Below are 25,132 nucleotides of genomic sequence, written 5' to 3'. Positions count from 1 at the left end.
GGAATCGATCGATCAAACGCGGCTCGATCACCTGCGGTGCTCAGCCCTGCGGGGGCTCCGGCGGCACCATCTCGCCGGTGCGCCCGGCCTCGTCCCGGCTGACGGCTCGCGCCTCGGTGCGGTGTCCGCGGGCGATGTAGTCGCGCACCACCGCCTCGACGGCGTCCTGGGGGTTGCCGATACCGGCCAGGACCATGACTTCCACGACGAGTTCCGCGTCGAGCGCGATGTTCACCTTGGCCATGGCGGGAACCTAACACCTCGGTCAGAAGAGGGTCTCCGGTTCCGCGATGCCCGATTCGAAGGCCAGCAGCCGCTGTTTGCGGTCGAGCCCGCCGCCGTATCCGGTGAGGCCGCCGCCGGTGCCGATCACCCGGTGGCAGGGGACGATGATGCTGACGGGGTTCTTGCCGTTGGCGAGGCCCACGGCGCGGGAGGCGCCGGTGTTGCCCAGCTCCTCGGCGAGTGCACCGTACGTCCGGGTCTCCCCGTACGGGATGAGGAGCAGCCGCTGCCAGACCCGCACCTGGAACGGCGTGCCGATCAGGTTCAGCAGCAGGTCGAAGCGGGTGAGTTCACCGGCGAAGTAGGCGTCGAGCTGGCGGATCGCCTCGCCGAACGGGCGGGGGTCGGGCTCGCCGAAGGTCTCCTCGGCCGGACGGTGGCGCTGGCCGGTCATATGGACGCGGCTGAGGACGCCGTCGACGGCGACGAGGGTCAGCGGTTCGTACGGGCTGTCCACGACGGTGTGCCGGACGGTGGGGGCCATGGCGGTTCAGTGTCCTTCGCTGGGCAGGTGGTTGATCGGGTGGTCGTCGGTCGCCCAGAGGTACTGGACGGCGTAGGCGCGCCACGGGCGCCAGTGGGCGGCGCGGCCGGTGAGCGCGGCCGGGGTGCCCGGCAGGCCGAGTCCTACGGCGGCGCGGCGGACGCCGAGGTCTCCGGGGAGGAAGGCGTCGGGGTCGCCGAGGGCCCGCATGGCGATGATCTCGGTGGTCCAGGGGCCGAATCCGGGCAGGGCGAGCAACCGGGCGCGGGTCTCCTCGCGGTCGTCGGCGGGTCCGAGGGTGAGCGAGCCGTCCGCGAGGGCGCGGGTCAGGGTGAGGAGAGTGGCGCGGCGGCTGCGGGGCAGGGCGAGGGTCTGGGGGTCGAGCGCGGCGAGCGCCTCGGGCCCGGGGAAGAGGTGGGTGAGGCCGCCCTCGGGGTCGTCGACGGGTGTGCCGTACGCCGTGACGAGCCGGGCGGCGTGGGTGCGGGCGGCGGCGGTGGACACCTGCTGGCCGAGGACGGCCCGTACGGCGAACTCGGCGGGGTCGACGGTGCCGGGCACCCGGCGACCGGGCGCCGCGTCGACGAGCGGCGCGAGCAGCGGGTCGGCGCGCAGCCGGTCGTCGACGGCGACGGGGTCGGCGTCGAGGTCGAGGAGGCGCCGGCAGCGGCTGATGGCGTGGGTGAGGTCGCGGGGGTCGGTGAGGGAGAGGCGGCAGGCGATGTGGTCGGCGCGCGGGGCGAGGGCGATGATGCCGTGCCCGTACGGGAGGGTCAGCGTCCGCCGGTAGGCGCCGTCGCGCCACTCCTCCACCCCGGGGACGGCGGTCGCGGCGAGGTGGCCGAAGAGGTTGGAGGGTTCCAGGGGGGCGCGGAACGGGAGCCGGAGGCTGATCACCCCGGGGGTGGGGGTCCGGTCGGCCGCCGGACGGGCCGTGCGGGCGCGGAGTTCGCCGGGAGTGAGGGCGAAGACCTCGCGGACGGTGTCGTTGAAGGTGCGGATGGAGGAGAAGCCGGCGGCGAAGGCGATCTCGCCGAGGGGCATCGGGGTCGTCTCGATCAGGACCCGGGCGGTCTGGGCGCGCTGGGCGCGGGCGAGGGCGAGGGGGCCGGCGCCCAGTTCGGCGAGGAGCTGGCGCTCGATCTGGCGGGTGGACCAGCCGAGTCGGCGGGCGAGGCCGGGAACGCCCTCCCGGTCGACGACACCGTCCTGGATGAGCCGCACGGCGCGGGCGACGGCGTCGGCGCGGACGTTCCACTCGGGCGAGCCGGGGCTGGTGTCGGGGCGGCACCTCTTGCACGCCCGGAAGCCGGCGCGCTGGCAGGAGGCGGCGCTGGCGTGGAACTCCATGTTCTCGGGTTTGGGCGGGACGACCGGGCAGCTGGGGCGGCAGTAGATCCGGGTGGTGCGGACGGCGGTGAAGAACACGCCGTCGAAGCGGGCGTCCTTCGACTGGACGGCCCGTACGCAGCGCTCGGTGTCGGTGTGCATGGTTACAGGATCGGGGACGGGCGGGTCCCGGGCTAGCGAGAAAACGACATGGCCGTCCGGGGCCGCCTCAGACGGTGATCGTCCGGTAGTGGGTGGTCAGCCTGCCGTCGTCGCCGAGGACGTGGAAGGCGAGGGCGGGCGGCAGGTCGAGGTGGACGTGCGGGCTGTCCGGGCCGGGATTCTCCCAGGGCAGCCGGAGGGTGGAGACGACCCCGGGGGCGACGAGCAGCGGGCGGCCGGCGAAGGTCGTGGCGGCGGCGGTGTGCGCGTGCCCCGCGAGGAAGGCCGTGAGGTGGGGGTGGCGGTCGGCGAGCGCGGCGAGCCGCTCCTCGCCGAACTGCCGGATCTCGTCCACGTACGGGGTGTGCAGCGGTACGGGCGGGTGGTGGAAGGCCACCAGGACGGGCACCTCGTGCGGGGTGTCGGTGAGGACGCCGTCGAGCCACTCCAGCGTCTCGTCCTCCAGGAGACCCCGGTGCTCGCCGGGGACGGACGAGTCGCAGAGGGCGACGGCGAAACCCTCGCCCCGGAGCACCTGGTTGACCGGGGCGCCCGGACGCGTTCCCGCCTGCTCGTGGAGGAGGGCCTTCCGGAAGGCGGCGCGGTCGTCGTGGTTGCCGGGGCAGATGAGCAGCGGGTGACGGGAGTTCAGCAGCAGTCGCGCCTCGGCGTACTCGTCCGGGGTGCCGTGGTCGGCGACGTCCCCGGTGACGAGCACGGCCGCCAGGTCGTACGGCAGCTCCTCCAGGTACCGCAGGACGGCGCGGGTTCGGTCCGTGCCGCGCGGCTCGCCGTCGATGTGGAGGTCGCTGACGTGGGCGATGACGATCATGCGGCCGGATCCTCCGTGGGTGATCGCGAACGGGCGTCACCCGACCGTACGACGCCGCCGCCCGGCCCGGAAAGGGCCGCCCGGGACCGGGTGGACCGCGTCGCCCCCCCTACTCGAACCGGGACGTGTCCCCCGCCCCGCGGCGCACGATCTCGGGCTCGCCGCTGGAGAAGTCGACGACCGTGGTGGGTTCGGTCCCGCACTCGCCGGAGTCGAGCACGGCGTCCACCTGGTGGTCGAGCCGCTCCTTGATCTCCCAGCCCTGCGTGAGCGGCTCCGCCTCGTCGGGCAGCAGCAGGGTGCTGGACAGCAGCGGCTCGCCGAGCTCGGCGAGGAGGGCCTGGGTGACGACATGGTCGGGGATGCGGACGCCGACGGTCTTCTTCTTGGGGTGGAGCAGCTGCCGCGGCACCTCCTTCGTCGCCGGCAGGATGAAGGTGTACGCGCCGGGCGTGGCCGCCTTCACCGCGCGGAAGACGTCGTTGTCGATGTGCACGAGCTGGCCCAGCTGGGCGAAGTTCTGGCACATGAGTGTGAAGTGGTGCCGGTCGTCGAGGTCGCGGATGGTCCGGATGCGGCTGATGCCGTCGCGGCTGCCGAGGCGGCTTCCGAGCGCGTAGCAGGAGTCGGTCGGGTACGCGACGAGCGCCCCGTTCCGGATGGAGTCGGCCACCGCGTTGATGGTGCGGGGCTGAGGGTTGTCGGGGTGGACGTCGTAGTACTTGGCCATGGGGGTCAGTCTATTTTCGCAGTCGTCGCCATACGGCCTTCGCCGCGTTGTGGCCGGACATGCCGTGCACGCCGGGGCCGGGCGGGGTGGCGGAGGAGCAGAGGAAGACCGCCGGATGCGGGGTGGCGTAGGGGCGGAGCGAGAGGGTGGGGCGCAGCAGGAGCTGGAGGCCGCGGGCGGCTCCGCAGGCGATGTCGCCGCCGACGTAGTTGGCGTTCTGGGCGGCGAGTTGAGGCGGTCCGGCGGTGGCACGGGCGAGGACGCGGTCGCGGAAGCCGGGGGCGAAACGCTCGATCTGACGCTCGACGGCCTCGGTGAGGTCGCCCCGCCAGCCGTTCGGCACGTGCCCGTACGCCCAGAACACGTGCTTGCCCTGGGGGGCGCGGGACGGGTCGACGAGGCTGGGCTGGGCGGTGATGAGGAAGGGGGTGTCGGGGGCGGTGCCGGACGAGGCCTGGCGCAGGGCGGTGCCGATCTCTCCGGCGGTGGGGCCGATCTGGACGGTGCCGGCGCGCCGGGGCTCCTCCGCGGTCCAGGGCACGGGCCCGTCCAGGGCGTAGTCGATCTTGAAGGCTGCGGCGCCGTACCGGTAGTGGTCGTAGTGGCCGCCGAAGCCGGCGATCCTGGCGAGCGCGGTCGGCGAGGTGTCGAAGACGTAGGCGCGGGCGGGCGGCAGGTCGTCGAGGCGCTTGACCTCGAAGTCGGTGTGGACGGCGCCGCCGAGGTCCTTCAGGTAGGCGGTGAGGGCGTCGGAGATGGCCTGGGAGCCGCCCCGGGGCAGGGGCCAGCCGCCGGCGTGTGCGGCCAGCGCGAAGACCAGGCCGACGGCGCCGGTGGCGAAGCCGCCGAGCGGGGCCATGACATGGCCGACGAGCCCGGCGAAGAGACCGCGGGCCTTCTCGTCCTGGAAGCGGCGCATCAGCCAGGTGGACGGCGGAAGTCCGGCGAGACCGAACCGGGCGAGGGTGACCGGGTCGCGGGGCAGCGCGGTCAGCGGCAGCTGCATGAAGTCCCGGGCGAGGGTGTCCCACCTGCCGTGGAAGGGTGCGACGAGCCTGCGGTACGCCCCCGCGTCGCGCGGGCCGAAGGAGGCGGCGGTCTCCGCGACGGAGCGGGCGAGGACGGCCGCGGTGCCGTCGTCCCAGGGGTGGGCCATGGGCAGTTCGGGATGAAGCCAGTCGAGCCCGTACCGCGCCAGTGGCATGGAGTTGAAGACCGGCGAGCCCGCCCCCAGGGGGTGCACGGCGGAGCAGGGGTCGTGCCGGAAGCCGGGGAGGGTGAGCTCCTCGGTCCTCGCGCCGCCGCCGACGGTGGATCTGGCCTCGAAGACGGCCACGGAGAGGCCGCGGCGGGCCAGTTCGACGGCGGCGGTCAGTCCGTTGGGACCCGCGCCCACGACGACGGCATCGAGCATCGACGTCACCTTCGACACCTTGGACTCCTTCGTCAGCCGATGGCCAGGGACCTCAGGATATTCCTGTGACCCGGGGACTCTTAACGACCCCTCAGGAGGGCCCGGACGCGGTCGGCGGTGGCCGTGTCCCTGGCCGCCGTGAAGGGCAGCGCGTTCCCTCCGGTGATGTGGAACGGCTCCCCGGCGACGGTCGTGTGGGTGCCGCCGGCCTCGGTCACCAGGAGCAGTCCGGCCGCGTGGTCCCAGGCGTACTCCCAGGAGAAGGCGGTGGCTTCGAGCGTGCCGCGCGCCACGGCCAGGTACTCGAGACCGGCGGAGCCGCAGGGACGGGGAGCGACGCCCTCGGTGTCCAGGCCGAGCAGGGCGTGCTTCTGCTCCGGGGTGGTGTAGTCGGGGTGCGAGGCGGCGACCCGGAGCACCGCGCCGGGCTCGGGTGAACCGGAGTGCAGGGGGCGGCCGTTGAGGGTGGCTCCGCGGCCGCGTACGGCGACGGCGAGCTCGTCGAGGGCGGGCGCGAAGGTCCAGGAGGCGAGCAGCTCCCCGTGCCGGGCGAGGGCGACGAGGGTGCAGAAGGCGGGGTCGCCGTGGACGAACTGGCGGGTGCCGTCGACGGGGTCGACGATCCAGACGGGTGCGTCGCCGCGCAGCGCCTCGTAGACCGTGGGGTCGGCGTGGACGGCCTCCTCGCCGACGACCACCGAGCCGGGCAGCAGGGCCGTCAGAGAGGCGGTGAGATGGGTCTCGGCGGCCCGGTCGGCGACGGTGACCAGGTCGTGCGGCCCGTTCTTCTCGACGATGTCGTGGGCGGCGAGCTGCCGGAAGCGCGGCATGATCTCGACGGCGGCCGCCTTGCGGACCGCCTCCTCCACCTCGGTCGTACGGCCGCCGAGGACGTGTTCGATGAAGTCTTCCGTCATGCCTCCAGCTAAGCACGCGGCGCTGACAACGGGATCGCCGCAGGTGCCACCCGCCGTTCTCCCGGCGAGCACCTTTCGGCCGTGTTCCCCCCTTACGTGCCGGGAGGGTCCCCGGGCCTCTCGTGCCACCCCGCGCCACGGCCCCTGAGCGGTTCGTGGGCGTCTGCGCAGGGTTACCGCATGCGCGTGGACGCGCGGTGAGGCCCGGCCTGCGGGTGGAGAGCGCCGACGGGCGCCCACTGGTGCTGATGCGGGGGGGGTCCCGGTGCCCTTCGCGCGGCAGGCCACTCCCCGGGGCCTGCACTACGCGCGCACGGGCCGGTACGCGCCCCCGCTGCCCCCGCTACGGGCGGAACGGGCGCGCGCGGTCACGGAGCCCGCCCCGTCCGGCTCGGACGACTGGTCGCGGCGCAGCCTCCGCGTACGCGACCCTTCCCAGGCGGCGCCCCCGCCTGGGACGCGGCCGCCGCCGCGCACGTGCCCGGCCGAGCTCCGGACGCCGACAGCGGATCCCTGTGTCGGACACCTGTCCGGCCCCGCGATCGGGTGACCGTGTCCGGCCTGTGTCGTTGATGCCCACGCGCGGGCCGTGACGACGTGCGGAAACGTCTCCGCACCACGGGCGGTCCGGAGACACGGCGTCGGCAGTGCGGAGATCAGGTGGGACGGGCGAGGCAGCTCATGGCGGCGGTCGCGGGCACGGTGCTGGCGGTGTGCCCGCTCGGCGTCGCGCCGCCCGCGCGGGCGGTCGTCGGCGGCCAGGAGGCGCGGCCCCACCAGTACCCCTTCATGGCGGGGCTCGTGGACGTGGTGGAGCGCCGGGTCATGTGCGGCGGGGCGCTGATCGGCGACCGGTACGTCCTCACGGCCGCGCACTGCCTGACGGGCTCGTACGGCAGCCCGTCACGCGTGGGCGTGCTCCTCGGCGACCACGACCTCACGACCGGGGCCGACAGCCCGCACGCGGTCCTGGCGACTCCCGACCGGTTCCTGCCGCACCCGGAGTACGACCCGGACACCCAGCGGAACGACATCGCCCTCGTCCGGCTCGCCGAGCCGGTCGCCCTCAACCGTGACGTCCGGCCGATCGCCCTGCCCGCCGCGTACGCCCAGGGTTCCTTCGACCGCGCCCAGGTCGAGGTGCCCGGCTGGGGCACCACCTCGTTCGGCGGGCGCACCTCCGACGTCCTGCGGACCGTTACCCTCGGCACCATGAGCAACCCGGCCTGCGCCAGCCGGGGCATGGCACACCTCGCCCCCACCCAGATCTGCACCTACGCCCCCGGCCGCGACACCTGCCAGTACGACTCCGGCGGCCCCCTGGTCCGCGCCGTCGCGGGGCGGCCGTACGTCGTCGGTCTCGTGTCGTACGGCAGGGAGTGCGCCACCGACACCCCCGCCGTGAACACCCGCGTCGGGTCCTACCTCCCCTGGATCGAGCGGACGACCGGCCGGCTGCCCCGCGCGTCCTGAGGACGGCGCCACCGTCCCGAGCCGGCCGGCTGACACCCCTCCCGGCCGAGTCGCGGCAGCCCCCGGGGGGGCGACGCGCTACGAGGCCGACGTCGTCACGCTCGACGAGGCGGCGCGAGTCGGTCTCCGCCACGGCCGGACGGGCGCGGGGCCGCCGACGGGCGGTCGGCCGTCAGGCCGGGGAGAAGAGGTGGTCGCTGATCATGCAGGAGGCGCCCACGACGCCCGCCGTCTGGCCCAACTCCCCCAGGACGATCGGCAGGTTGCCCGTGGCCAGCGGCAGCGACCTGCGGTACACCTCCGAGCGGATGCTGGCGAGAAGGGAGTGTCCGAGCCCCGTCACGCCCCCGCCGATCACGACCATGCCCGGGTTGAAGAAGCTCACGAGACCGGCGACGACCTGGCCGACGCGTGCGCCGCCGACCCGGACGAGTTCGAGGGAGGTGGCGTCGCCCGTCGCGGCGGCGGCGGACACGTCGGCCGCGGTCAGGCGCCCGGCCTCCTCCAGCCGTCGGGCCAGCTCCGCGGAGCGGCCCGAGCGCGCCGCCTCCTCCGCGTCCGCCGCGAGGGCGGAGCCGCTGAAGTGGGCTTCGAGGCAGCCCCGGTTGCCGCAGGCGCAGAACCGGCCCAGCGGGTCGATCTGGATGTGTCCGATGTCGCCCGCGCAGCCCGACGCGCCGTGGTGGAGGCGGCCGTCGACGACGATGCCGCAGCCGATTCCGGTGCCCAGCTTCACGTAGAGGAAGTCGCGGGCGCTACGGGCGACGCCGGCGTACCGCTCCCCCAGCGCCATGAGGTTCACGTCGTTGTCGACCATGACTGGGCAGCCGAGATCCTGGCTCAGCGCCTCCCTGACCGGGAACCCGTCCCAGCCGGGCATGATCGGCGGGGAGACCGGCACGCCGTCGGGGAACCTGACGGGACCGGGCAGGCCGACGCCCGCGCCGTCGAAGGCCTCCGCGACCCCGGAGTCCCGGAGCTTCCCCGCCATCGCCAGGACCTGTTCGAAGACGGCGACGGGCCCCCGGCGCACGTCGGTCTCCTCGGTGAGGTGGGCCAGCACCTCCAGCTCCGCGTCGGTGACGGCGACATCGACGGAGGTCGCGCCGATGTCGACGCCGAGGAAGCGGAGTGTCGGGGACAGCCGGATCCCGTGGGAACGGCGGCCGCCCCGGGAGGCCGCGAAGCCGTCGCCGACCACCAGGCCGGTCTCCAGGAGGCGGTCGAGCTCGACCGCGAGCCGGGAGCGCGACAGCTCCATACGGTCGCCCAGCTGGGCCCGGGAGCTCCTGCCCTCGTCCCGCAGCAGGCGCAGCAAGCGCGCCTGGTGTGCGTTGGCAGGCCGAGCGGTCATCCTTCTCACGCCTTCCCCCCTCGGGTCCGTCCGGCGTCGGCAAGGACGCCGCGATGGCGCGGATGGCACGGATGCCGACTCTCGCCACCGAAGTTACCACTCGTTCACAAGGCCCCCCGACGACGCCCGGATCAGGCCGGTCCGGTCCCTCGCGACGTGCAACCCGAGGGCGGCTGGTGGCATCTGAGGCCGGTGGAGCCGGGCGGCACGTAAGGATTCGCGGCGAGGCGGGCGGCGACAGGGTCGACGGGCGGCCGCACGGCAAATTACATCGTCACAATCCGTTTCCCCGCCGGGCGCCCCCGGCGGCACGGCGTGTGATCAACAACTGGCGTCCCATGTCAACCTGGTGGGCACGTAGTGGTTTGGAGCCGGAGGTACACCGCCCGTGGCGGCGAACAACAACCCCACCGTCACAGGACGGCGACTGGGAACGGAGCTGCGCCGGCTCCGCAAGGAGAGCGGCCTGACCGGCACCCAGGTGGCGTCACGACTGCTGATCTCCCAGGCCAAGGTCAGCCACATGGAGACCGGCCGCCGCGCCGTGAGCCCCCGCGATCTCCGCGACCTGTGCACGCTCTACGGCATCACCGACGAGCATGTCGTGGACTCCCTCAGGGAGCTGGCCCTGCGCTCCAGCCGGCAGGGCTGGTGGCACACCTACGGCGACATCCCCCACAGCGTCTACATCGACCTGGAGACGCACGCCGACTCCGTCCACACCTACGACTCCATGGTGATCCCCGCCCTTCTGCAGACCCCCGCCTACGCGGCCGCGGTCATCGAGGAAACGATCCCCCTGGTCACGGTCGGCCAGGCCGCCGCGCGCCTGAAGGTACGCCTCCGTCGTCAGCACCGGATCTACGACCCCACCCCCCGCCTTCGCGTGGAAGCAGTCCTGGACGAGTCAGCTCTGCGCCGTGTCGTCGGCAGCCGGGAGATCATGCGCGAGCAACTCGAGCACCTGCACGCACTGAGCACCGAGCCGCACATCCTCGTGCAGGTCCTCCCCCACACCGCGGGCGCTCACCCGGGCATGACGGGCCCGTTCTCCCTCCTGCGGTTCCCCGGCGGCCGCGAGCCCGTGGTGTACCTGCAGAAGTTCACCAGCGACCTCTGCCTGGAGAGAGCGTCCGACGTGCAGCAGTACGGCGCGGTCCACGCACACCTGCGGGCACGGGCCCTCGCACCGGACCACAGCCGGCACCTCATCGCCGACGCCGTCAAGGTCTACACGTCCTGAGCGCCGAGGGCGACAGGCAGGAACTCGCCGACGGAACGCGCGCCACGCCCGTCCCGCGGTGTTCCTGACGTGACCCGATCGGCCGTACATCCGTGTTCACATCGGAGTCGGATTCATGGACACGTGTGCGGCGCTCTTTCGTCTGAGCTAACCGAGATCCACCCATCCGGCGGCGCATCGGATCATCGGCGACTTGACGCTGCATATTGTCATACCACCGGACGTCGTTGAATGTGTTTGTATTAATCCCCCCTCCCCGTTCTGACCTTTTCCGAATGGGCGGAATTTCCTGCGTAATATGCGGCATCAGCGAGAAGGCTTCCCGGGCGCTCGACAGGGCCCGGTGTGCCACGGCCTCCACAGAAATGGCCCCTTTGATGAAGCTGCACATCTCCCCATCGGCTCAGCGCCGCTTTTTGTCCGGCGGGCTGACTTCGACCCTCGCCGCGGCGATTGCCGCGGCGATGGTCGCCGTCACACCCACGCAGGCACTGGCCATCGCCACACCCGTGCCTCTGGGCACCACCGCCAGCTATTCCGTCCTGGCGGGTCAGGGAGTCACCAACACCGGCAACTCGGTGCTCGACCATGACCTCGGGACGCACCCGAACCCGTCCATCACCGGATTCCCGCCCGGCCTGGTGCTCGGCGCGGTGCACCCCGCGGACGCCGCCGCCTCCCTGGCGAAGAGCGATCTGATCGTGGCGTTCAACCAGGCCGCCGACCAACTGACCGGCCAGGCACCGGACTTCGCGCTCCCCGCGGGAATCGGCGGCGGCCAGGAGCTGCTTCCCGGCGTCCACAGGGCCACCTCCGGTGTCGGCCTCACCGGCGACCTGGTCCTGAACGCCGGGGGAAATCCCAACGCGGTGTGGGTCTTCCAGATCCCCGAGGCCCTGACGACGGCCTCCAGCAGCCGGATCCTCCTCACGAACGGCGCTTCGCCGTGCAACGTCTACTGGCAGATCGGGAGTTCGGCGACTCTCGGTACCACCTCCACCTTCGTGGGCACGATCATGGCTCTGACCTCGATCTTCGTACAGCAGGGGGCGAGCGTCGAGGGCCGGGCACTGGCCCGTAACGGGGCGGTGACGCTCGACAACAACAGGATCTTCCTCGGCGGATGCTCCACCGGCGGTACGACGAGCGGTACGACGAGCGGAACGACCACCGGTACGACGACCGGACCGACCGCCGGCACGACCACCGGTACGACGACCGGACCGACCGCCGGCACGACGACCGGTACGACGACCGGCACGACGACCGGCACCACGACCGGACCGACCGGAGGCACGACCACCGGCACGACTCTGGGCCTGATCGGCGGCAGCCTCATCGGCGGTCCGAGCGTCAGCCTGGTGGGCGGCGGCACCTCGGGGAACGTCGCCGGCAACACAGCCGGGAACACCGTGGGCAACACCGCAGGAAACACCTCCGGCGGGAACGGCGGGAACGGCGGGAAGCCCGACCGACCCGGGCACGGCGGCAAGCCGGACCACGGCGGCCCGGGGCACGGCCACGGCGAGGGGCCCGGCAAGCCGGGCAACGGCCATGGCGAAGGACCGGGTAAGCCGGAGCACGGTCACGACGAAGGACCCGGTAAGCCGGGCCACGGCCACGACGAAGGACCGGGTAAGCCGGAGCACGGCGACCACGCCGGCAAGCCGGTCGAGCACTACGGCTACGCCGAGAAGCCCGCGGACCACGAGGGCTAGTCAGCAGCCTGCACGAGGCACGCCGATCGGATAACGGCGCGCGGCGGAATCCTCACCGGATCCGCCGTGCGCCGCACTCCGTGCGCGCCGTCGACGAAAGGCGCCAAGAGCTTGGGCGTCAGCAGCACATACGAGAAAGACAGGGTGGGCGGTGTCGAGCGGAATTGCGTCAGCGGCCGTTGAGGAAATCCAGAATTCCGATCCCGTTTCCCAAGCAGGTCCGGTTCCCCGGCCACGCCGTGACGGACCTGCCGTGCCGGACGGGCGCCGTGCGGGTCCCCGCGCGCTGAGAGCAGCTCTGTACACCGCCGTACTCCTGTGTGTGGTGACGACTCTGGTCCATGTCGCCATGGTGTTCCTTCACGTGGCGCCCTCCAATCCGGTGTCGAAGCGGTACGGCCCCCAGGTCAACGGATGGGTGTACCCCTTCTTCGAACAGAATTGGCGGCTCTTCGCCCCGGACCCCGACTCCTTCAACCGGCAGGTCATGGCGAGAACGGCGCACACGGGACCCGACGGATCGGTACGGGTGAGCCCGTGGTTCGACCTGAGCGCCGTGGACAACGAGGCCGTCGAGCACCACGCGTTTCCGAGTCACACGGCTCAGAACCTCTTGCGTCGCGCCTGGAGCTCCTACGTCGAGACCCACGGAGGCGACGACACCGCACGCTCGGAACGGGCCGTGATGCTGCAGGCGTATCTGAGGAACATCGCAGCGGACCGCCTCGCCGCCCGCAACGACGGCGGCACCTTCGAGTTCGTTCAGCTCCGGGTCGTCACCCTGCCCGTCGCCGCACCCGGCACCTCCGCCGGAAAACGCCCGCCGGTGCCCACCGAGAACCGGCTCCTGCCCTGGTGGAAGGTGACCCCCGATGGGAAATGAGCAGACCCCCCAGCTCCCCACGACAGCGGCCGCACCGCACCGCACGGCGGACCGGGAGACGCCACTCGCCGCCACCGCCCACCGATGGCTCCTCGGCCGGGCAGGTGCTCTGTGGACACTTCTCACCGCCCAGCCGGTGTCCCTGTACGCCGCCTCGGTTCTGCGCATCGGCTACGGGTTGCTCTACCTGGTCTTCCTCCTCCGCGAGTTCCCGCACCGCGACGAGATCTGGGGGCCCGGCTCCCCCTGGACGCCCGCGCTGGCCCGACAGCTCTTCGACCAGACGGGCTGGAACAGCATCCTGACCCTGTCCGGCGGCCGGGCCTATTTCGAGCTCTGTTACGTGCTGGCCCTGGTGACGTCCGCGCTGTTCGTGCTGGGCTGGCGGACCCGCGTCATGTCCGTCCTCTTCGCCGTCGTCGTGGTCTCGTTCCACTCCCGAGCGATCTTCATGACGGACGGCGGCGACAACCTGGTCCTGCTGATGTCCCTCTACCTCGTCCTCACCGCCTCCGGTCGGCGCTGGTCCCTGGACGCTCGCCGTGGCCGGCTCAGGACAGCTCGTACGGGTGTCTTGCCCAAGCCCACGAGGGGCTTCTACGCGCACCAACTCCGCTCCGCCCGACATACCTTGACCACGGTGGTGCACAACTGCGGCATGTTCGTCATCGCCGCACAAGTCTGCTTCCTCTACGGCTCAGCCGGGCTCTACAAGGTCCAGGGGTCCACCTGGGGCGGCGGCACCGCTCTCCACTACGCGCTGAACCTCGAACTGTTCCAGCCCTGGCCCGCGCTCTCCCGGTTCGTGGCCGACTTCCCGATGGCGATCGCGATGGCCGGCTATGTGACGGTGCTCCTGCAGGTCGCCTTCCCGTTCGTGCTCTTCGGCAGGCTCAAGTACCCCGTCCTGACAGCGCTGCTCGGCATGCACCTCGGTATCGCCGTACTCATGGGGCTGCCCCTCTTCTCCGGCGCGATGATCATCGCGGACGCCGTGTTCCTCCCCGACCGCTTCTTCACCTCCGTGGCGCGCCTGTGGCGGCGCGCCGCCCAGCTCACAGGGGTCTCTGTCCTGCAACGGCGGACAACGTGAACAACGGGCGGCAACGAGTTGTCGCGCGACGGGAGTTGTCGGACGCTGCGATACCTTGACGGCGTGAGCGACATCGAATCCCGCATCGACACCTCCAGGCCGCACACCGCCCGGATATGGAACTACTGGACCGGCGGCAAGGACAACTATCCGGTCGACCGGGAGGCCGGCGACCGGATCCGCGAGCTGCACCCCGGGATCGGGGACTACGCGAAGGCCGACCGGCTGTTCCTGGGGCGGGCGGTGCGGTACCTGGCCGAGCAGGAGGGCATCCGGCAGTTCCTGGACGTCGGGACGGGCCTGCCGAGCGCCGACAACACCCATGAGGTCGCCCAGCGCATCGCCCCCGACACGCGTGTCGTGTACGTGGACAACGACCCGCTCGTCCTCGCGCACGCCCGTGCCCTGCTGGTCGGTACGCCCGAGGGGCGCACCGACTACCTGGACGCCGATCTGCGGGACGTCGACACGATCCTGGCCGCCGCCTCGAAGACGCTCGACCTCTCGCAGCCGGTCGCGCTGATGCTGCTCGGGGTCGTCATCTTCGTCGAGGACGACGAGGAGTCGTACACGATCGTCCGCCGGCTCATGGACGCGCTCGCCCCCGGCAGCCACCTCGTCCTGTCCCACACGGTCACGCACCCCGACATGCCGGATGTCGACGCGGCGGTGGCGTTCTGGAACGAGCACGGCACCCCGAAGCTCACCCAGCGCACCCCTGCCGCCGTCGCGCGCTACTTCGACGGCCTGGAGCTCCTGGAGCCCGGGGTGGTGTCGTGCTCCGCCTGGCGCCCGCGGACGCCGACGCCGGACGTCGCGATGTACGCGGGCGTCGGCCGCAAGTGACGGCGGGAGAGCCGGCAGCCGTCCGTCGCTGATCCGGAGCCGGCACGCGGCCTGCCCGTCCGGGGGGTTGCGGGACACCCTGGACGGGGCGCGGCCGCTTCACGTTTTCAGCCCTTGTCCGTGTCGGCCGGTTGGCGCCCGGCTGCGGCAGGGACGGGTCCGGCCGCCGGTCCCCCGCATCGGAGGCCGGGTGCGAGGGCGAGGGTGACCGCGGCGGAGGCGGCGGCCGTCACGGTCATGGCGGCGGGCCGTCAGTTCCGGGTGCTCGCCGTCAGCGGAGCGCGGGGATGACGTCGGTGCCGTAGGCGTCGATGGTCGCCTCCCTGGCGTCGTGCATGTTGTAGACGGCGAACTGGTCGACGCCCAGGTCACGCAGCACCCTGAGCTTCTCCACGTGGGCCTCGGCGGGGCCGAGGAGACAGAAGCGGTCGACGATGTCGTCGGGGACGAAGTCGGTGGACCGGTTCCCGGCGCGGCCGTGGTGGCTGTAGTCGTAGCCGTGGCGGTCCTTGATGTACGCCGTCAGCTCGTCCGGGACCAAGGCCGAGTGCTCGCCGTACTTGGCGACCAGGTCCGCCACGTGGTTGCCGACCATGCCGCCGAACCAGCGGCACTGGTCCCGGGCGTGAGCCAGGTCGTCCCCCACGTACGCGGGAGCGGCGACACACACGGTGATCGATGCCGGGTCGCGGCCCGCGTCGACGGCGGCCTGCCGGACGGCCTTGACCATCTGCTCGGTGAGGAAGGGGTCGGCGAGCTGGAGGATGAACCCGTCGGCCTTCTCCCCGGCGAGGGCCAGCGCCCTGGGGCCGTACGCCGCCATCCAGACGGGCAGCTTCCCGTTCCTGATCCAGGGGATGCGGATCGGGTTGCCGTCCACCGTCGCCTCCCGGCCCTCCGCCAGGTCGCGGATGACGTCGATGGCCTCGCCAAGGCGGGCCAGGGTGTTCGGCTTGCGGCCGGCGACGCGCATCGCGGAGTCGCCTCGGCCGATGCCGCAGACGGTGCGGTTGCCGTACATGTCGTTGAGGGTGGCGAAGGTGGAGGCCGTGACCTCCCAGGTGCGGGTGCCCGGGTTGGTGACCATGGGGCCCACGTGGAGCTTCGTCGTGTGTTCCAGGATCTGGCTGTAGATGACGAAGGGTTCCTGCCAGAGCACGGCGGAGTCGAAGGTCCAGCCGTAGCGGAAGCCGTTGCGCTCCGCCCGGCGCATCAGGCCGACGACCTGCGAGGCCGGCGGGTCGGTCTGCAGGACGAGTCCGAAGTCCACGCGGGACCTCCTGGTTCGTTCGGTACGGTCAGCTGGTTCAGTCGAGGTACTGGCAGGTGGAGCGCGGGACGAACGTGCCGTGGCCGCCGTGACCCACGTACTCCCGCCGGTCGATGACGAGTTCGCCGCGCGAGAGGACCGTCTCGACCCGGCCGGTGACCGTCCTTCCCTCGTACGCGGAGTAGTCCACGTTCATGTGGTGGGTCGACGCCGAGAGGGTCTGGCGGGCGTGCGGGTCGTAGATGACGATGTCGGCGTCCGCGCCGGGGGCGATCGTGCCCTTCTTCGGGTACAGCCCGAACATGCGGGCCGGGGTCGCGCAGGCGATCTCGATCCAGCGGCGTCGGGAGATGTGTCCGTCGACGACCGCCTGGTGGAGGAGGTCCATGCGATTCTCGACGCCCGGGAGCCCGTTGGGGATCTTGGAGAAGTCGCCGCGGCCGAGGTCCTTCTGGCCCGTGAAGCAGAACGGGCAGTGGTCGGTGGAGACCACCTGGAGGTCGTTGCCGCGCAGCCCGCGCCAGAGCGCCGCCTGGTGCTCCCTGGGCCGCAGGGGGGTGCTGCACACGTACTTCGCGCCCTCGAAGCCGGGCTCCGCGAGGTTGTCGGTGGAGAGGAAGAGGTACTGGGGGCAGGTCTCGCCGAAGACGGGCAGCCCCTTGTCACGAGCGGTCGTGATCTCGGCGACGGCCTCCTCCGCCGACACGTGCACGACGTACAGCGGCGCCCCGGCGACCCGGGCGAGCTGGATCGCCCGGTGGGTGGCCTCGGCCTCCAGGAGCGCCTTGCGGACCTCCCCGTGGTAGCGGGGGTCGGTCTCACCGCGCGCCAGGGCCTGTTCGACGAGGACGTCGATGGCAATGCCGTTCTCGGCGTGCATCATGATCAGCCCGCCGTTCTCGGCGGAGCGCTGCATGGCGCGCAGGATCCGGCCGTCGTCGCTGTAGAAGACGCCCGGGTAGGCCATGAAGAGCTTGAAGGAGGTGATGCCCTCCTGGACGAGCCGGTCCATCTCCTTGAGCGTGTGCTCGTTGACGTCGGAGAGGATCATGTGGAAGGCGTAGTCGATCGCGCAGACGCCGTCGGCCTTGGCGTACCAGGCGTCGAGTCCTTCCCGCAGGGCCTGGCCCACGGTCTGGACGGCGAAGTCGACGATGGTGGTGGTGCCGCCCCAGGCGGCGGCGCGGGTGCCGGTCTCGAAGGTGTCGGAGGCGGAGGTGCCGCCGAAGGGCAGTTCCATGTGGGTGTGGGCGTCGACGCCGCCTGGCAGCACGTAGCGGTCGGTGGCGTCGAGGGTCCGGTCGGCGGTCCAGCCGGCCGCCGCGTCCGAGCCGTGCGCCGCGAGGGCGACCACACGGCCGTCCTCGATGAGCACATCGGCGTGAAGTTCGTCGGCGGCCGTGACGACGAGGCCGCCCCGGACGAGGGTACGGGTGCTCACGGGACTCTCCCTGCTCGAGGTGCGGGAACTAGCAGGCCGTGACGGACTGTTCGAGGATCGCCGCGCCTTCCTCGGCTTCCGCCACGGTGAGCGAGAGCGGTGGGGCGATGCGCAGGGTGCTGGTGTTGTGGCCGCCCCCCTTGCCGATCAGCAGGCCGTTCTCGCGGGCGGACTCCAGGACGGCGGCGGCCGCGTCCGGAGCGGCCCGGTCGGTGCCCGGTTCGGTGAGCTCGATGCCGATCATGAGACCTCGGCCGCGGACCTCCCGTACCGCCGGGACTCCGGCGCAGGCGGCCCTGACGCGCTCGATGAGCAGACCGCCGACCCGGCGCGCGTTGCCCTGGAGGTCGTGTTCCAGGAGGTAGGAGAGGTTGGCGAGTCCGGCGGCCATGGTGACGGGGGAACCGCCGAAGGTGGAGATGGAGTTGGCGTCGAGACAGTTCATGATCTCGGCGCGGGCGACGACCCCTCCGACGGACATGCCGTTGCCGATGCCCTTGGCGAAGGTGAGGATGTCGGGCGGTCCGGCCTGCCCGTGGGCCTGCCAGCCCCAGAAGTGGTCGCCGGTACGGCCCCAGCCGGTCTGCACCTCGTCGGAGATCCACAGGATGCCGTGCCGGTCGAGGACACGGCGGAAGGCGGCGTACAGACCGTCGGGCGGCGAGGTGAAGCCGCCGACTCCCTGGACGGGTTCGGCGATGAGGGCGGCGACGTCCCGGGTATGGCCGAGGAGGTCTTCGAGGTCGGCGACGCAGGCCTCGGTGAACCGCTCGTCGGTGTACTGGGCGTACGGGCCGCGGGTACGGACGCCACCGTGCACGTACAGGGTCTGCAGCGGCGAGAGGCCGCTCGGCGACCAGGCGCGGTTGCCGGTGATGCCGACGGTGGAGAAGGAGCGGCCGTGGTAGCTGTTCCGCATGGCCAGGATCTGGTTCGAGCGGCGGTACGCGGTGGCGAGGAGGAGCGCCGTGTCGTTGGCCTCGGTGCCGGAGGTGGTGAAGAAGACGCGGGCGTCGGGGATGCCGGAGAGGGCGGCGACGCGCTCGGCGAGTTCCACCATCGGGCGGTTGAGGTAGAGCGTCGAGGAGTGGATGATCCGTCCGGCCTGTTCGGAGACGGCCTTGGTGACCTCAGGCAGGGCGTGGGCAGTCATCGTGGTGAGGATGCCGCCGAAGAAGTCCAGGTACCGGCGTCCGTCGGCGTCCCAGACGTGGCGGCCTTCGCCGTGGGTGATCTCGATGGGGTCCCGGTAGTAGAGGGCGAGCCACTCGGGGGCGACGGCACGGTGGCGGTCGTGCAGGCTGCTCACGGCTGCACCAGCCCGTCGTACGCGTCGGGCCGGCGGTCCCGGTAGAACGCCCACTGCTGGCGCACCTGCTCGATGAGCCCGAAGTCCAGGTCGCGGACGACGAGTTCCTCGGTCTTGTCGGAGGCCACGTCACCGACGAAGCGGCCGCGCGGGTCGACGAAGTAGCTGGTGCCGTAGAAGTCGTTGTCGCCGTACTCCTCGACGCCGACGCGGTTGATGGCCGCGACGAAGTACTCGTTGGCGACGGCCGCGGCGGGCTGCTCCAGCTGCCAGAGGTGGGAGGAGAGGCCGCGGTGGGTGGCGGAGGGGTTGTAGACCAGCTGGGCTCCGTTGAGGCCGAGTTGGCGCCAGCCCTCGGGGAAGTGCCGGTCGTAGCAGATGTAGACGCCGACCCTGCCGACGGCGGTGTCGAAGACCGGCCAGCCGGCGTTGCCCGGGCGGAAGTAGTACTTCTCCCAGAAACCCTTGACCTGGGGGATGTGGTGCTTGCGGTACTTGCCGAGGTACGTGCCGTCGGCGTCGATCACCGCGGCGGTGTTGTAGTAGAAGCCCTCGCCCTCGATCTCGAAGACGGGCACCACGATCACCATGCCGGTCTCCCGGGCGAGGTCCCGCATCCGGCGCACGGTCGGGCCGTCGGGGACGGGCTCGGCCCAGCGGTAGTGCTCGGGCTCCTGCACCTGGCAGAAGTAGGGGGCGTTGAAAACCTCCTGGAAGCCGATCACCTTGGCGCCCTGCCGGGCCGCCTCCCGGGCGTGCTCCTCGTGTTTGGCGATCATGGATTCGGTGTCGCCGGTCCAGGTCGCCTGGACGAGCGCGGCGCGTACGACGTCGGTCATGAGCTGCTCCTTCGGCACGGCGTCAGAGAGCCTCTACGCACGTAGACGCGGTGCGTAGGAGGAGAACGTAAGCCCCGTCACACCGCGGAGCAAGACCGCCGCCGCGAAGCGGCCGGGTCGATCATGTTTCATACCCGAGTGGTCCACGTCGGACACGTACTGACACATAGGGGCAAGGACTGACACGTGCGGGTCCCCCTTCCACCGCCCCTCGCCGCCTCTCCGCGTCAGGTGCCGATGAGACCCGCCACACGCAGCGCGTGCAACAGGTCCCGCTCGCGGGCCGCCGACACCGCGCGGGCGGCTTCGAGCAGCAGGGGGACGAGCGCGCGCGGGTCCTCGCCCGCCAGCCGGGCCGCGTCCTCCGGCGCGCGGACCCGGACGAAGGCGGTGAGCAGCGCGTGGGCCTCGCGGTGGTGCCCCTCGGCCCGCAGGGCGTCGCACGCGCCCGCCAGCTCCTCGACCGGCCTCGCCACGCCCTGGCGCAGGAGCTCTTCGCAGTCGGCCGCCCTGCCCGCGTCGGCGAGCACTCCGGCGACGGCCGCGAGCCGGTCCGGCGGCAGCGAGGCGGCCTCCCAGAGCAGGATCGACCAGTCGGCGCCGAGTCCCGCCCGGTGCAGCTCTCCGGCCAGGGCCGGAAGCAGGGCGGGCGGGCCGTCGACCGCCTCGCAGAGCAGGGCGTGCGCCTCGCCGCTACGGCCCTGGGCGCGGAGCCGCCGCAGGGCGTAGCCCGCGTTGACCGCGGCGCGGACGGCCTCGGCGGGTTGGGCTGCCGGGGCCCGCACCACGTCGGTCTCCCGGTCGGACGAGGCACCACCGCCGAAGCGCGCCCCCCGGGGCGCCGCTCCCCCGGCCGGCGGCACGGACTCGGGTACGGGCGCGGTCACCGGCCCCTGCTCCTCGGCCTCGCTCTCCAGCCACGCGTACCGCGCACCCCGCGGCCGCCGCTTGGCTTTCGCGGGACGGGACGGGGGGCCGGGAGCGGGGGCAGGGGCAGGGGCCCACGTCGCGGGGGCAGGGGCCGGGGCCCCGGCCGCCGGGGCGGGTGCCGGGGCAGGGGTCCAGGCCGCCGGGGCGGGTGCCGAGGCTGAGGCAGGCCCGGGGGACGGGACAGGCGCCGAGGCCGGGGCCCAGGCCGCCGGGGCGGGCGCGACAGCTGAACCAGGTGCCGGTGCGGGTGTGGGGGCGGGGGTCGGCTCCGGGCCCCGGGGCCCATCCCCCCCGGCCCGCGCGGGGGCCAGGCCGGCCGGTGCCGGTGCGGGTGTGGGGGCAGGGGCCGGCTCCGGGCCCCGGGGCCCAACCGCCCCGGCCCGCGCGGGTGTGGAGGCCGAGGCCGGCTCCGGGCCCAGGGGTTCCGCCGCTCCAGCGGCCCCGGCCCGCGTGGAGGGTAGGAAGCGGGCCGGCGGCGGGGCCCATGGCGTCTGTCCCGTCGGTCCGCGCTCCCCCAGGCGTTCCAGGCGGGTCGTCAGGTCCTCGAAGCGGGCCGTCGCCCGCGCGTGGTCGTCCCGGGTCCAGGCGAGGTCGTGTTCCAGGCGGGCGGCTTCCTCCCGGGGCGGGGCCGGGGTCGCCCGGAGCCGCTCGTCCAGTTCGCGGGCGCGGGACTCGGCGTGCCGGCGTTCGCGGTCCATGAGTTCCCGGCGCTCGGCGAGGGCCGCCGCCGCGCCGGGGCGCCGGTCATGGGCGCCGGTGGCCGCGACGTACAGGGTCCGGCCCCGGACGGCGAGCGGCCCGTCGGCCGGTTCCCCCGCGTCGTGGAGCAGGGACTCGACGACGTCCCAGGGCAGGATCTCCGTCCCGTCGAAGCAGGCGCGCAGGCCCTCGGGGTCGCGTTCGGCGAAGACCGCGTACCAGCCTCCGCCGGGCGGGATGCGGTCGGAGAGCTCCGCCAGCCAGCACGCGAACGCTTCCTGTTCCGTGGGAAGTTGATACACCGTCATGCCACACGCACCTGCCCCGCGGTCGACTGGAACCTTCCGGTCCGCGGGTATTGGACCGCAGTCGTGTTACGGGACGACTACGGACCGTTTTCCTCCGGGTTCTTCGGCGCGCACATCACCCGAAGCGCACGACGATCCCGGTGTGCGGGCGCTTCCCGAACCGGGCGAGCATGGCCGGCACGTCGATCAGCCAGAACCGCCAGGTGTACTTGCGCGAGAGCAGCCCCCGGATCCGGCGCAGCTCCTCGCCGTCCACCAGCCGACCCTCCCCCTCGACGCGCTCGGCGCCCTCGGCGATGTTGCCGCGCACGTCGCAGACGGCGGCCACGACGCGCGCGTCGTTGCGCAGGCGCTTGACCTTCCAGGAGTCGGAGCGGGTCCACACGTACAACTCGGCGCCGTCCACCGCATACCAGACGGGCGTGGCGACCCCCGTGCCGTCCTTCCGGTAGGTGGTCAGGCTGACGTAACGGCCGCGCCGCAGCTCTTCGGGCATCATGCCCGGGAGCCTATGCCGGGGTCGATCGGCGCGCTCACGCGGGCGCGAGGGCACACCGTGCGACCAGTTCGTCCATGGAGAGGCCGAGGACCCTCGCGAGGGCCGCGACGGTGAAGAACGCCGGGGTCGGGGCCCGGCCGGTCTCGATCTTGCGGAGGGTCTCGGCGGACAGGCCGGCCGCGGCGGCGATCTCGACCATGGACCGGTCGCCGCGCGCCTCGCGCAGGAACCGGCCGAGGCGTTCGCCGCGCTCGCGCTCTTCTGGGGTCAGGGGTGTGCGCACCATGCCCGCATTCTAATACCGGTATAATAATTGGCATGGTGGAGATCAAGACGAACGAGAACCTGGCGGCCATGCGCGAGTCGGGGCGGGTGGTGGCGCGCGCCCTCGCGGCTGTACGGGAGAAGGCGGCGCCCGGCGTCGCGCTGACCGAACTGGACCGGGCCGCCCGGGAGGTCCTGGCCGCGGCCGGCGCGGGCTCGCCCTTCCTCGGCTACCGCCCGGAGTGGGCGCCGGTGCCGTTCCCCGCCGTCGTCTGCGTCTCCGTGAACGACGCCATCGTCCACGGCATCCCGGACGACACCCGGCTCGCCCCGGGTGATCTGGTCTCCGCGGACTGCGGGGCGCTCCTCGGCGGCTGGGCGGGCGACTCGGCGATCAGTTTCACGGTGGGGCCGGCCCGGCCGGAGGACACTCGGCTGATCTCCGCGGCGGAGGAGGCACTGGCGGCGGGCATCGCGGCGGCCGTCGTCGGCAACCGCGTCGGCGACATCGCGCACGCGATCGGCCGGGTCTGCCGCGCCGCCGGATACGGCGTCCCGGACGGCTTCGGCGGCCACGGGATCGGCCGCACGATGCACGAGGACCCGGGCGTCCCCAACGAGGGACGCCCGGGCCGGGGCATGAAACTGCGCCACGGGATGGTGCTCGCGATCGAGCCGATGCTCATCGGGGGCGGTACGGACGACCACTACACGGCGGGCGACGGCTGGACGATCCGCACCCTCGACGGCTCGCGCGCCGCGCACGCGGAGCACACGGTGGCGATCACGGACGAGGGCCCGCGCATCCTGACGGCACTCTAGGACCCGTCGCCGATCATCCGACTGCCGCCGATCAGCGGACTGCTCGCCGATCGGCGGACTGCGCCAGGAGGCCGGGGCCCCTCGGGGCTACCTCCCCGCCGGGCGGACCACCATCGCCGATCCGCCGCCCCTGCGGACCTTCTCCGCGGCGGCCACCCAGCGGCCGTCCGGCAAGCGCTGGACGCCGGTCGCCGCACCGATCTCCGGGTTCTGCCGGAAGCCGTGCCCGATCGCCTCGAGTTCGGCCCTGACCGGGCTGTTCCACAGGCCGGGTTCGAGTTCGGTGGTCGTCTGGTTGCGCTGGCTGGCACGCGGCGCGGCGATCGCCTCGACGAGCGGCATGCCCCGGTCGACGACCCCGGTGAGGGTCTGCAGGACCGTCGTGATGATCGTCGCGCCGCCGGGTGAGCCGAGGGCGAGGACGGGCCGGTCGTGCCGGTCGAGGACGATCGTCGGGGACATCGAGGAGCGCGGCCGCTTGCCGGGGCCGGGCAGGTTCGGGTCGTGCACGGCCGCGTTCGCCGGGGCGAAGGAGAAGTCGGTCAGTTCGTTGTTGAGCAGGAATCCCCGGCCCGGCACGGTGATGCCGCTGCCGCCGGTGGACTCGATGGTGAGCGTGTACGCGACGACGTTGCCCCACTTGTCGGCCACCGTGAGGTGCGTGGTGTTCTCGCCCTCGTACGTGGTGGGGGCCGCCGTACCGCCGCTCGCGCACGGCGCCGGGTCGTGGGGGTCGCCGGGCGCCAGGGGGCTGGTCAGGACGGCGTCGTCGCGGATCAGGCAGGCGCGCGAGTCGGCGTACCGCTGGGAGAGCAGCCCGCGCGTCGGCACCCGCTCGAAGGCCGGGTCGCCGACCCAGCGGCCCCGGTCGGCGAAGGCGATGCGGCTGGCCTCGATGAACCGGTGGAGGTAGCGGGCCTGCGGGGCGCGCGCGAGGTCGGTGCCCTCCAGGATGTTGAGCGCCTCGCCGACGCTCGTACCGCCGGAGGAGGAGGGGGCCATGCCGTAGACGTCGAGCCCCCGGTACGAGACCTTCGTGGGGCGGCGGGACTCCGTACGGTACGAGCCGAGGTCACGGGTCGTCAGGTCTCCGGCGCGGACGTTCCGGGTGGCGCCTTCGCGGACCGGGGGCGTACGGACGGTGTTCACGATGTCCCGGGCGATCGGGCCCCGGTAGAGGGCGCCGACCCCCTGACGGCCGAGCGTGTCGTACGTACGGGCCAGGTCGGGGTTCTTGAAGACGGAGCCGACCACCGGGAGCTGCCCGCCGGGCAGGAAGAGGGCGGAGGTGGCGGGGAAGTCGCGGAACCGTGCCTCGTTCGCGGCGGTCTGCGCACGGAAGGTCGGGTCGACGGTGAAGCCCTCGCGGGCGAGGCGCTCGGCGGGTTCGAGCAGGGTGCCGAGCCCCTTGCTGCCCCAGGCGTCGAGGGCGGTCTTCCAGGTCGCCGGGGTGCCGGGGGTGCCGACGCCGAGGCCGCTGGTCATGCCCTCGTCGAAGGGGATGGGCCTGCCGTCCTCCAGGAAGAGGTCGGCCCCGGCGGAGCGGGGCGCGGTCTCGCGCCCGTCGACGATGTGCACGGTGCGCTTCTTCGCGTCGTAGTAGACGAAGTAGCCGCCGCCTCCGATGCCCGCGGAGTAGGGCTCGGTGACGCCGAGGGCGGCCGCGACGGCGACGGCGGCGTCCACGGCGTTGCCGCCCTCGCGGAGCACCTCGATCCCGGCGGCGGACGCGTCGGGGTCGACACTGGCTACGGCGCCGCCGTAGCCGACGGCGACGGGCTCCTTGACGGGTGGCGGCGGGGTGGCCGGCGGGGCCGTGGGCGGGGCGGCGCCGATCGAGAGCACCGTCGCCGCGACGGCGAGAACGGAGACCTTCCCAGCGGCGGAGCGACGCATTCCCTACCTCCAGTCGATGACCGTCCGCGCAGCGTAACGTCCCCCGCCACGATCCGTCAGGACCGCCTCGAACAAGATGCCGCGGCCCCGCT

At 72.6% G+C, this 25,132-nt stretch carries 23 protein-coding genes; 7 read left to right on the top strand and 16 right to left on the bottom strand.

From position 1 onward, the window contains the following. Nucleotides 1-40: 40 nt before the first annotated feature. From ABZ567_RS10865 to ABZ567_RS10835, 7 genes are all read right to left on the bottom strand, one after another. Nucleotides 41-244 carry a type II toxin-antitoxin system VapB family antitoxin gene (locus ABZ567_RS10865; protein WP_360786800.1) on the bottom strand — a complete coding sequence of 68 codons (204 nt, stop codon included), beginning with the start codon at nt 242-244 and terminating at the stop codon, nt 41-43. 21 nt (nt 245-265) lie between these two features. Continuing rightward, complete coding sequence (locus ABZ567_RS10860; RefSeq protein WP_360786797.1) at nt 266-769, bottom strand: methylated-DNA--[protein]-cysteine S-methyltransferase; 504 nt, start codon at nt 767-769, stop codon at nt 266-268. Between the two features lie 6 nt (nt 770-775). Continuing rightward, complete coding sequence (locus ABZ567_RS10855) at nt 776-2,260, bottom strand: AlkA N-terminal domain-containing protein (protein WP_360786795.1); 1,485 nt, start codon at nt 2,258-2,260, stop codon at nt 776-778. Nucleotides 2,261-2,327: 67 nt separating this feature from the next. Continuing rightward, nucleotides 2,328-3,092, bottom strand: coding sequence for a metallophosphoesterase (locus ABZ567_RS10850; RefSeq protein ID WP_360786793.1), 765 nt, complete (start codon nt 3,090-3,092; stop codon nt 2,328-2,330). A gap of 109 nt (nt 3,093-3,201) precedes the next feature. Next, nucleotides 3,202-3,822, bottom strand: coding sequence for an L-threonylcarbamoyladenylate synthase (locus tag ABZ567_RS10845; RefSeq protein WP_360786791.1), 621 nt, complete (start codon nt 3,820-3,822; stop codon nt 3,202-3,204). A 10-nt stretch (nt 3,823-3,832) separates the two neighbouring features. After that, a complete protein-coding gene (locus ABZ567_RS10840; protein ID WP_360787598.1) occupies nt 3,833-5,245 on the bottom strand; it encodes an NAD(P)/FAD-dependent oxidoreductase in 1,413 nt (470 codons plus the stop codon). 71 nt (nt 5,246-5,316) lie between these two features. Next, the gene (locus tag ABZ567_RS10835) at nt 5,317-6,153 is read right to left on the bottom strand and encodes an inositol monophosphatase family protein (protein WP_360786789.1); all 837 of its coding nucleotides are present in this window, start codon (nt 6,151-6,153) and stop codon (nt 5,317-5,319) included. A 660-nt stretch (nt 6,154-6,813) separates the two neighbouring features. On the opposite strand from ABZ567_RS10835, the gene ABZ567_RS10830 reads away from it, so the two are divergent. Beyond that, nucleotides 6,814-7,626, top strand: a complete 813-nt coding sequence (locus ABZ567_RS10830; RefSeq protein WP_360786787.1) for a serine protease — start codon at nt 6,814-6,816, stop codon at nt 7,624-7,626. Between the two features lie 172 nt (nt 7,627-7,798). On the opposite strand, the gene ABZ567_RS10825 is transcribed toward ABZ567_RS10830, so the two are convergent. Continuing rightward, complete coding sequence (locus ABZ567_RS10825; protein WP_360786785.1) at nt 7,799-8,980, bottom strand: ROK family transcriptional regulator; 1,182 nt, start codon at nt 8,978-8,980, stop codon at nt 7,799-7,801. 388 nt (nt 8,981-9,368) lie between these two features. Here ABZ567_RS10825 and ABZ567_RS10820 point away from each other — a divergent pair, with 388 nt between their 5' ends. The 5 genes from ABZ567_RS10820 to ABZ567_RS10800 all read left to right on the top strand — a co-directional run bounded on the left by ABZ567_RS10820 (nt 9,369) and on the right by ABZ567_RS10800 (nt 14,763). Further along, nucleotides 9,369-10,223 (top strand): helix-turn-helix transcriptional regulator, encoded by an 855-nt coding sequence (locus ABZ567_RS10820; RefSeq protein WP_360786783.1) that lies wholly within the window; start codon nt 9,369-9,371, stop codon nt 10,221-10,223. Between the two features lie 377 nt (nt 10,224-10,600). After that, nucleotides 10,601-11,941 carry an ice-binding family protein gene (locus tag ABZ567_RS10815; protein ID WP_360786781.1) on the top strand — a complete coding sequence of 447 codons (1,341 nt, stop codon included), beginning with the start codon at nt 10,601-10,603 and terminating at the stop codon, nt 11,939-11,941. 253 nt (nt 11,942-12,194) lie between these two features. Then, complete coding sequence (locus ABZ567_RS10810; protein WP_360786780.1) at nt 12,195-12,824, top strand: DUF5819 family protein; 630 nt, start codon at nt 12,195-12,197, stop codon at nt 12,822-12,824. Beyond that, entirely contained in the window at nt 12,814-13,917 is a 1,104-nt protein-coding gene (locus ABZ567_RS10805) for an HTTM domain-containing protein (RefSeq protein WP_360786778.1), read from the top strand. The genes ABZ567_RS10810 and ABZ567_RS10805 overlap by 11 nt, the downstream gene beginning before the upstream one ends. Before the next feature lie 63 nt (nt 13,918-13,980). Next, on the top strand, nt 13,981-14,763 hold the full coding sequence (locus ABZ567_RS10800) for an SAM-dependent methyltransferase (RefSeq protein ID WP_360786776.1): 783 nt from the start codon (nt 13,981-13,983) through the stop codon (nt 14,761-14,763). A gap of 271 nt (nt 14,764-15,034) precedes the next feature. On the opposite strand, the gene ABZ567_RS10795 is transcribed toward ABZ567_RS10800, so the two are convergent. The 7 genes from ABZ567_RS10795 to ABZ567_RS10765 all read right to left on the bottom strand — a co-directional run bounded on the left by ABZ567_RS10795 (nt 15,035) and on the right by ABZ567_RS10765 (nt 22,344). Continuing rightward, nucleotides 15,035-16,033: a TIGR03842 family LLM class F420-dependent oxidoreductase gene (locus ABZ567_RS10795; RefSeq protein ID WP_360786774.1), complete on the bottom strand. Its 999-nt coding sequence runs from the start codon at nt 16,031-16,033 to the stop codon at nt 15,035-15,037. A gap of 37 nt (nt 16,034-16,070) precedes the next feature. After that, nucleotides 16,071-17,474: a dihydropyrimidinase gene (hydA, locus tag ABZ567_RS10790; RefSeq protein WP_360786772.1), complete on the bottom strand. Its 1,404-nt coding sequence runs from the start codon at nt 17,472-17,474 to the stop codon at nt 16,071-16,073. Nucleotides 17,475-17,502: 28 nt separating this feature from the next. Next, nucleotides 17,503-18,783: an aspartate aminotransferase family protein gene (locus ABZ567_RS10785; protein ID WP_360786770.1), complete on the bottom strand. Its 1,281-nt coding sequence runs from the start codon at nt 18,781-18,783 to the stop codon at nt 17,503-17,505. Beyond that, a complete protein-coding gene (locus ABZ567_RS10780) occupies nt 18,780-19,622 on the bottom strand; it encodes a nitrilase-related carbon-nitrogen hydrolase (protein ID WP_360786768.1) in 843 nt (280 codons plus the stop codon). The genes ABZ567_RS10785 and ABZ567_RS10780 overlap by 4 nt, the downstream gene beginning before the upstream one ends. A 227-nt stretch (nt 19,623-19,849) precedes the next feature. Continuing rightward, nucleotides 19,850-21,559, bottom strand: coding sequence for a UL36 very large tegument protein (locus tag ABZ567_RS10775; protein WP_360786766.1), 1,710 nt, complete (start codon nt 21,557-21,559; stop codon nt 19,850-19,852). A 115-nt stretch (nt 21,560-21,674) separates the two neighbouring features. Further along, the gene (locus ABZ567_RS10770; RefSeq protein ID WP_360786764.1) at nt 21,675-22,058 is read right to left on the bottom strand and encodes a PPOX class F420-dependent oxidoreductase; all 384 of its coding nucleotides are present in this window, start codon (nt 22,056-22,058) and stop codon (nt 21,675-21,677) included. Between the two features lie 34 nt (nt 22,059-22,092). Then, nucleotides 22,093-22,344, bottom strand: coding sequence for a helix-turn-helix transcriptional regulator (locus ABZ567_RS10765; protein WP_360786763.1), 252 nt, complete (start codon nt 22,342-22,344; stop codon nt 22,093-22,095). Between the two features lie 32 nt (nt 22,345-22,376). On the opposite strand from ABZ567_RS10765, the gene map reads away from it, so the two are divergent. Then, complete coding sequence (gene map / locus ABZ567_RS10760) at nt 22,377-23,144, top strand: type I methionyl aminopeptidase (protein ID WP_360786761.1); 768 nt, start codon at nt 22,377-22,379, stop codon at nt 23,142-23,144. A gap of 87 nt (nt 23,145-23,231) precedes the next feature. Here the strand turns inward: map and ggt are convergent, their stop codons facing one another. Next, on the bottom strand, nt 23,232-25,040 hold the full coding sequence (gene ggt / locus ABZ567_RS10755) for a gamma-glutamyltransferase (RefSeq protein WP_360786759.1): 1,809 nt from the start codon (nt 25,038-25,040) through the stop codon (nt 23,232-23,234). Between the last annotated feature and the right edge of the window lie 92 nt (nt 25,041-25,132).

It is taken from the genome of Streptomyces sp. NPDC016459, assembly GCF_040632845.1.
In the GTDB taxonomy this organism is placed as follows: Bacteria; Actinomycetota; Actinomycetes; order Streptomycetales; family Streptomycetaceae; genus Streptomyces.
The sequence above is the reverse complement of the archived record's forward strand: the minus strand, read 5'-3'. Positions and strand labels throughout refer to the sequence as shown.

Bases quoted from the DNA above. Each gene is read 5' to 3' on its own strand.
- ABZ567_RS10765 (WP_360786763.1), bottom strand. From the start codon at position 22,344: ATGGTGCGCACACCCCTGACCCCAGAAGAGCGCGAGCGCGGCGAACGC.
- ABZ567_RS10805 (WP_360786778.1), top strand. From the start codon at position 12,814: ATGGGAAATGAGCAGACCCCCCAGCTCCCCACGACAGCGGCCGCACCG.
- ABZ567_RS10845 (WP_360786791.1), bottom strand. From the start codon at position 3,822: ATGGCCAAGTACTACGACGTCCACCCCGACAACCCTCAGCCCCGCACC.
- ABZ567_RS10860 (WP_360786797.1), bottom strand. From the start codon at position 769: ATGGCCCCCACCGTCCGGCACACCGTCGTGGACAGCCCGTACGAACCG.
- ABZ567_RS10815 (WP_360786781.1), top strand. From the start codon at position 10,601: ATGAAGCTGCACATCTCCCCATCGGCTCAGCGCCGCTTTTTGTCCGGC.
- ABZ567_RS10850 (WP_360786793.1), bottom strand. From the start codon at position 3,092: ATGATCGTCATCGCCCACGTCAGCGACCTCCACATCGACGGCGAGCCG.
- ABZ567_RS10825 (WP_360786785.1), bottom strand. From the start codon at position 8,980: ATGACCGCTCGGCCTGCCAACGCACACCAGGCGCGCTTGCTGCGCCTG.
- ABZ567_RS10780 (WP_360786768.1), bottom strand. From the start codon at position 19,622: ATGACCGACGTCGTACGCGCCGCGCTCGTCCAGGCGACCTGGACCGGC.
- ABZ567_RS10770 (WP_360786764.1), bottom strand. From the start codon at position 22,058: ATGATGCCCGAAGAGCTGCGGCGCGGCCGTTACGTCAGCCTGACCACC.
- ABZ567_RS10865 (WP_360786800.1), bottom strand. From the start codon at position 244: ATGGCCAAGGTGAACATCGCGCTCGACGCGGAACTCGTCGTGGAAGTC.
- map (WP_360786761.1), top strand. From the start codon at position 22,377: ATGGTGGAGATCAAGACGAACGAGAACCTGGCGGCCATGCGCGAGTCG.
- ggt (WP_360786759.1), bottom strand. From the start codon at position 25,040: ATGCGTCGCTCCGCCGCTGGGAAGGTCTCCGTTCTCGCCGTCGCGGCG.
- ABZ567_RS10855 (WP_360786795.1), bottom strand. From the start codon at position 2,260: ATGCACACCGACACCGAGCGCTGCGTACGGGCCGTCCAGTCGAAGGAC.
- ABZ567_RS10835 (WP_360786789.1), bottom strand. From the start codon at position 6,153: ATGACGGAAGACTTCATCGAACACGTCCTCGGCGGCCGTACGACCGAG.
- ABZ567_RS10775 (WP_360786766.1), bottom strand. From the start codon at position 21,559: ATGACGGTGTATCAACTTCCCACGGAACAGGAAGCGTTCGCGTGCTGG.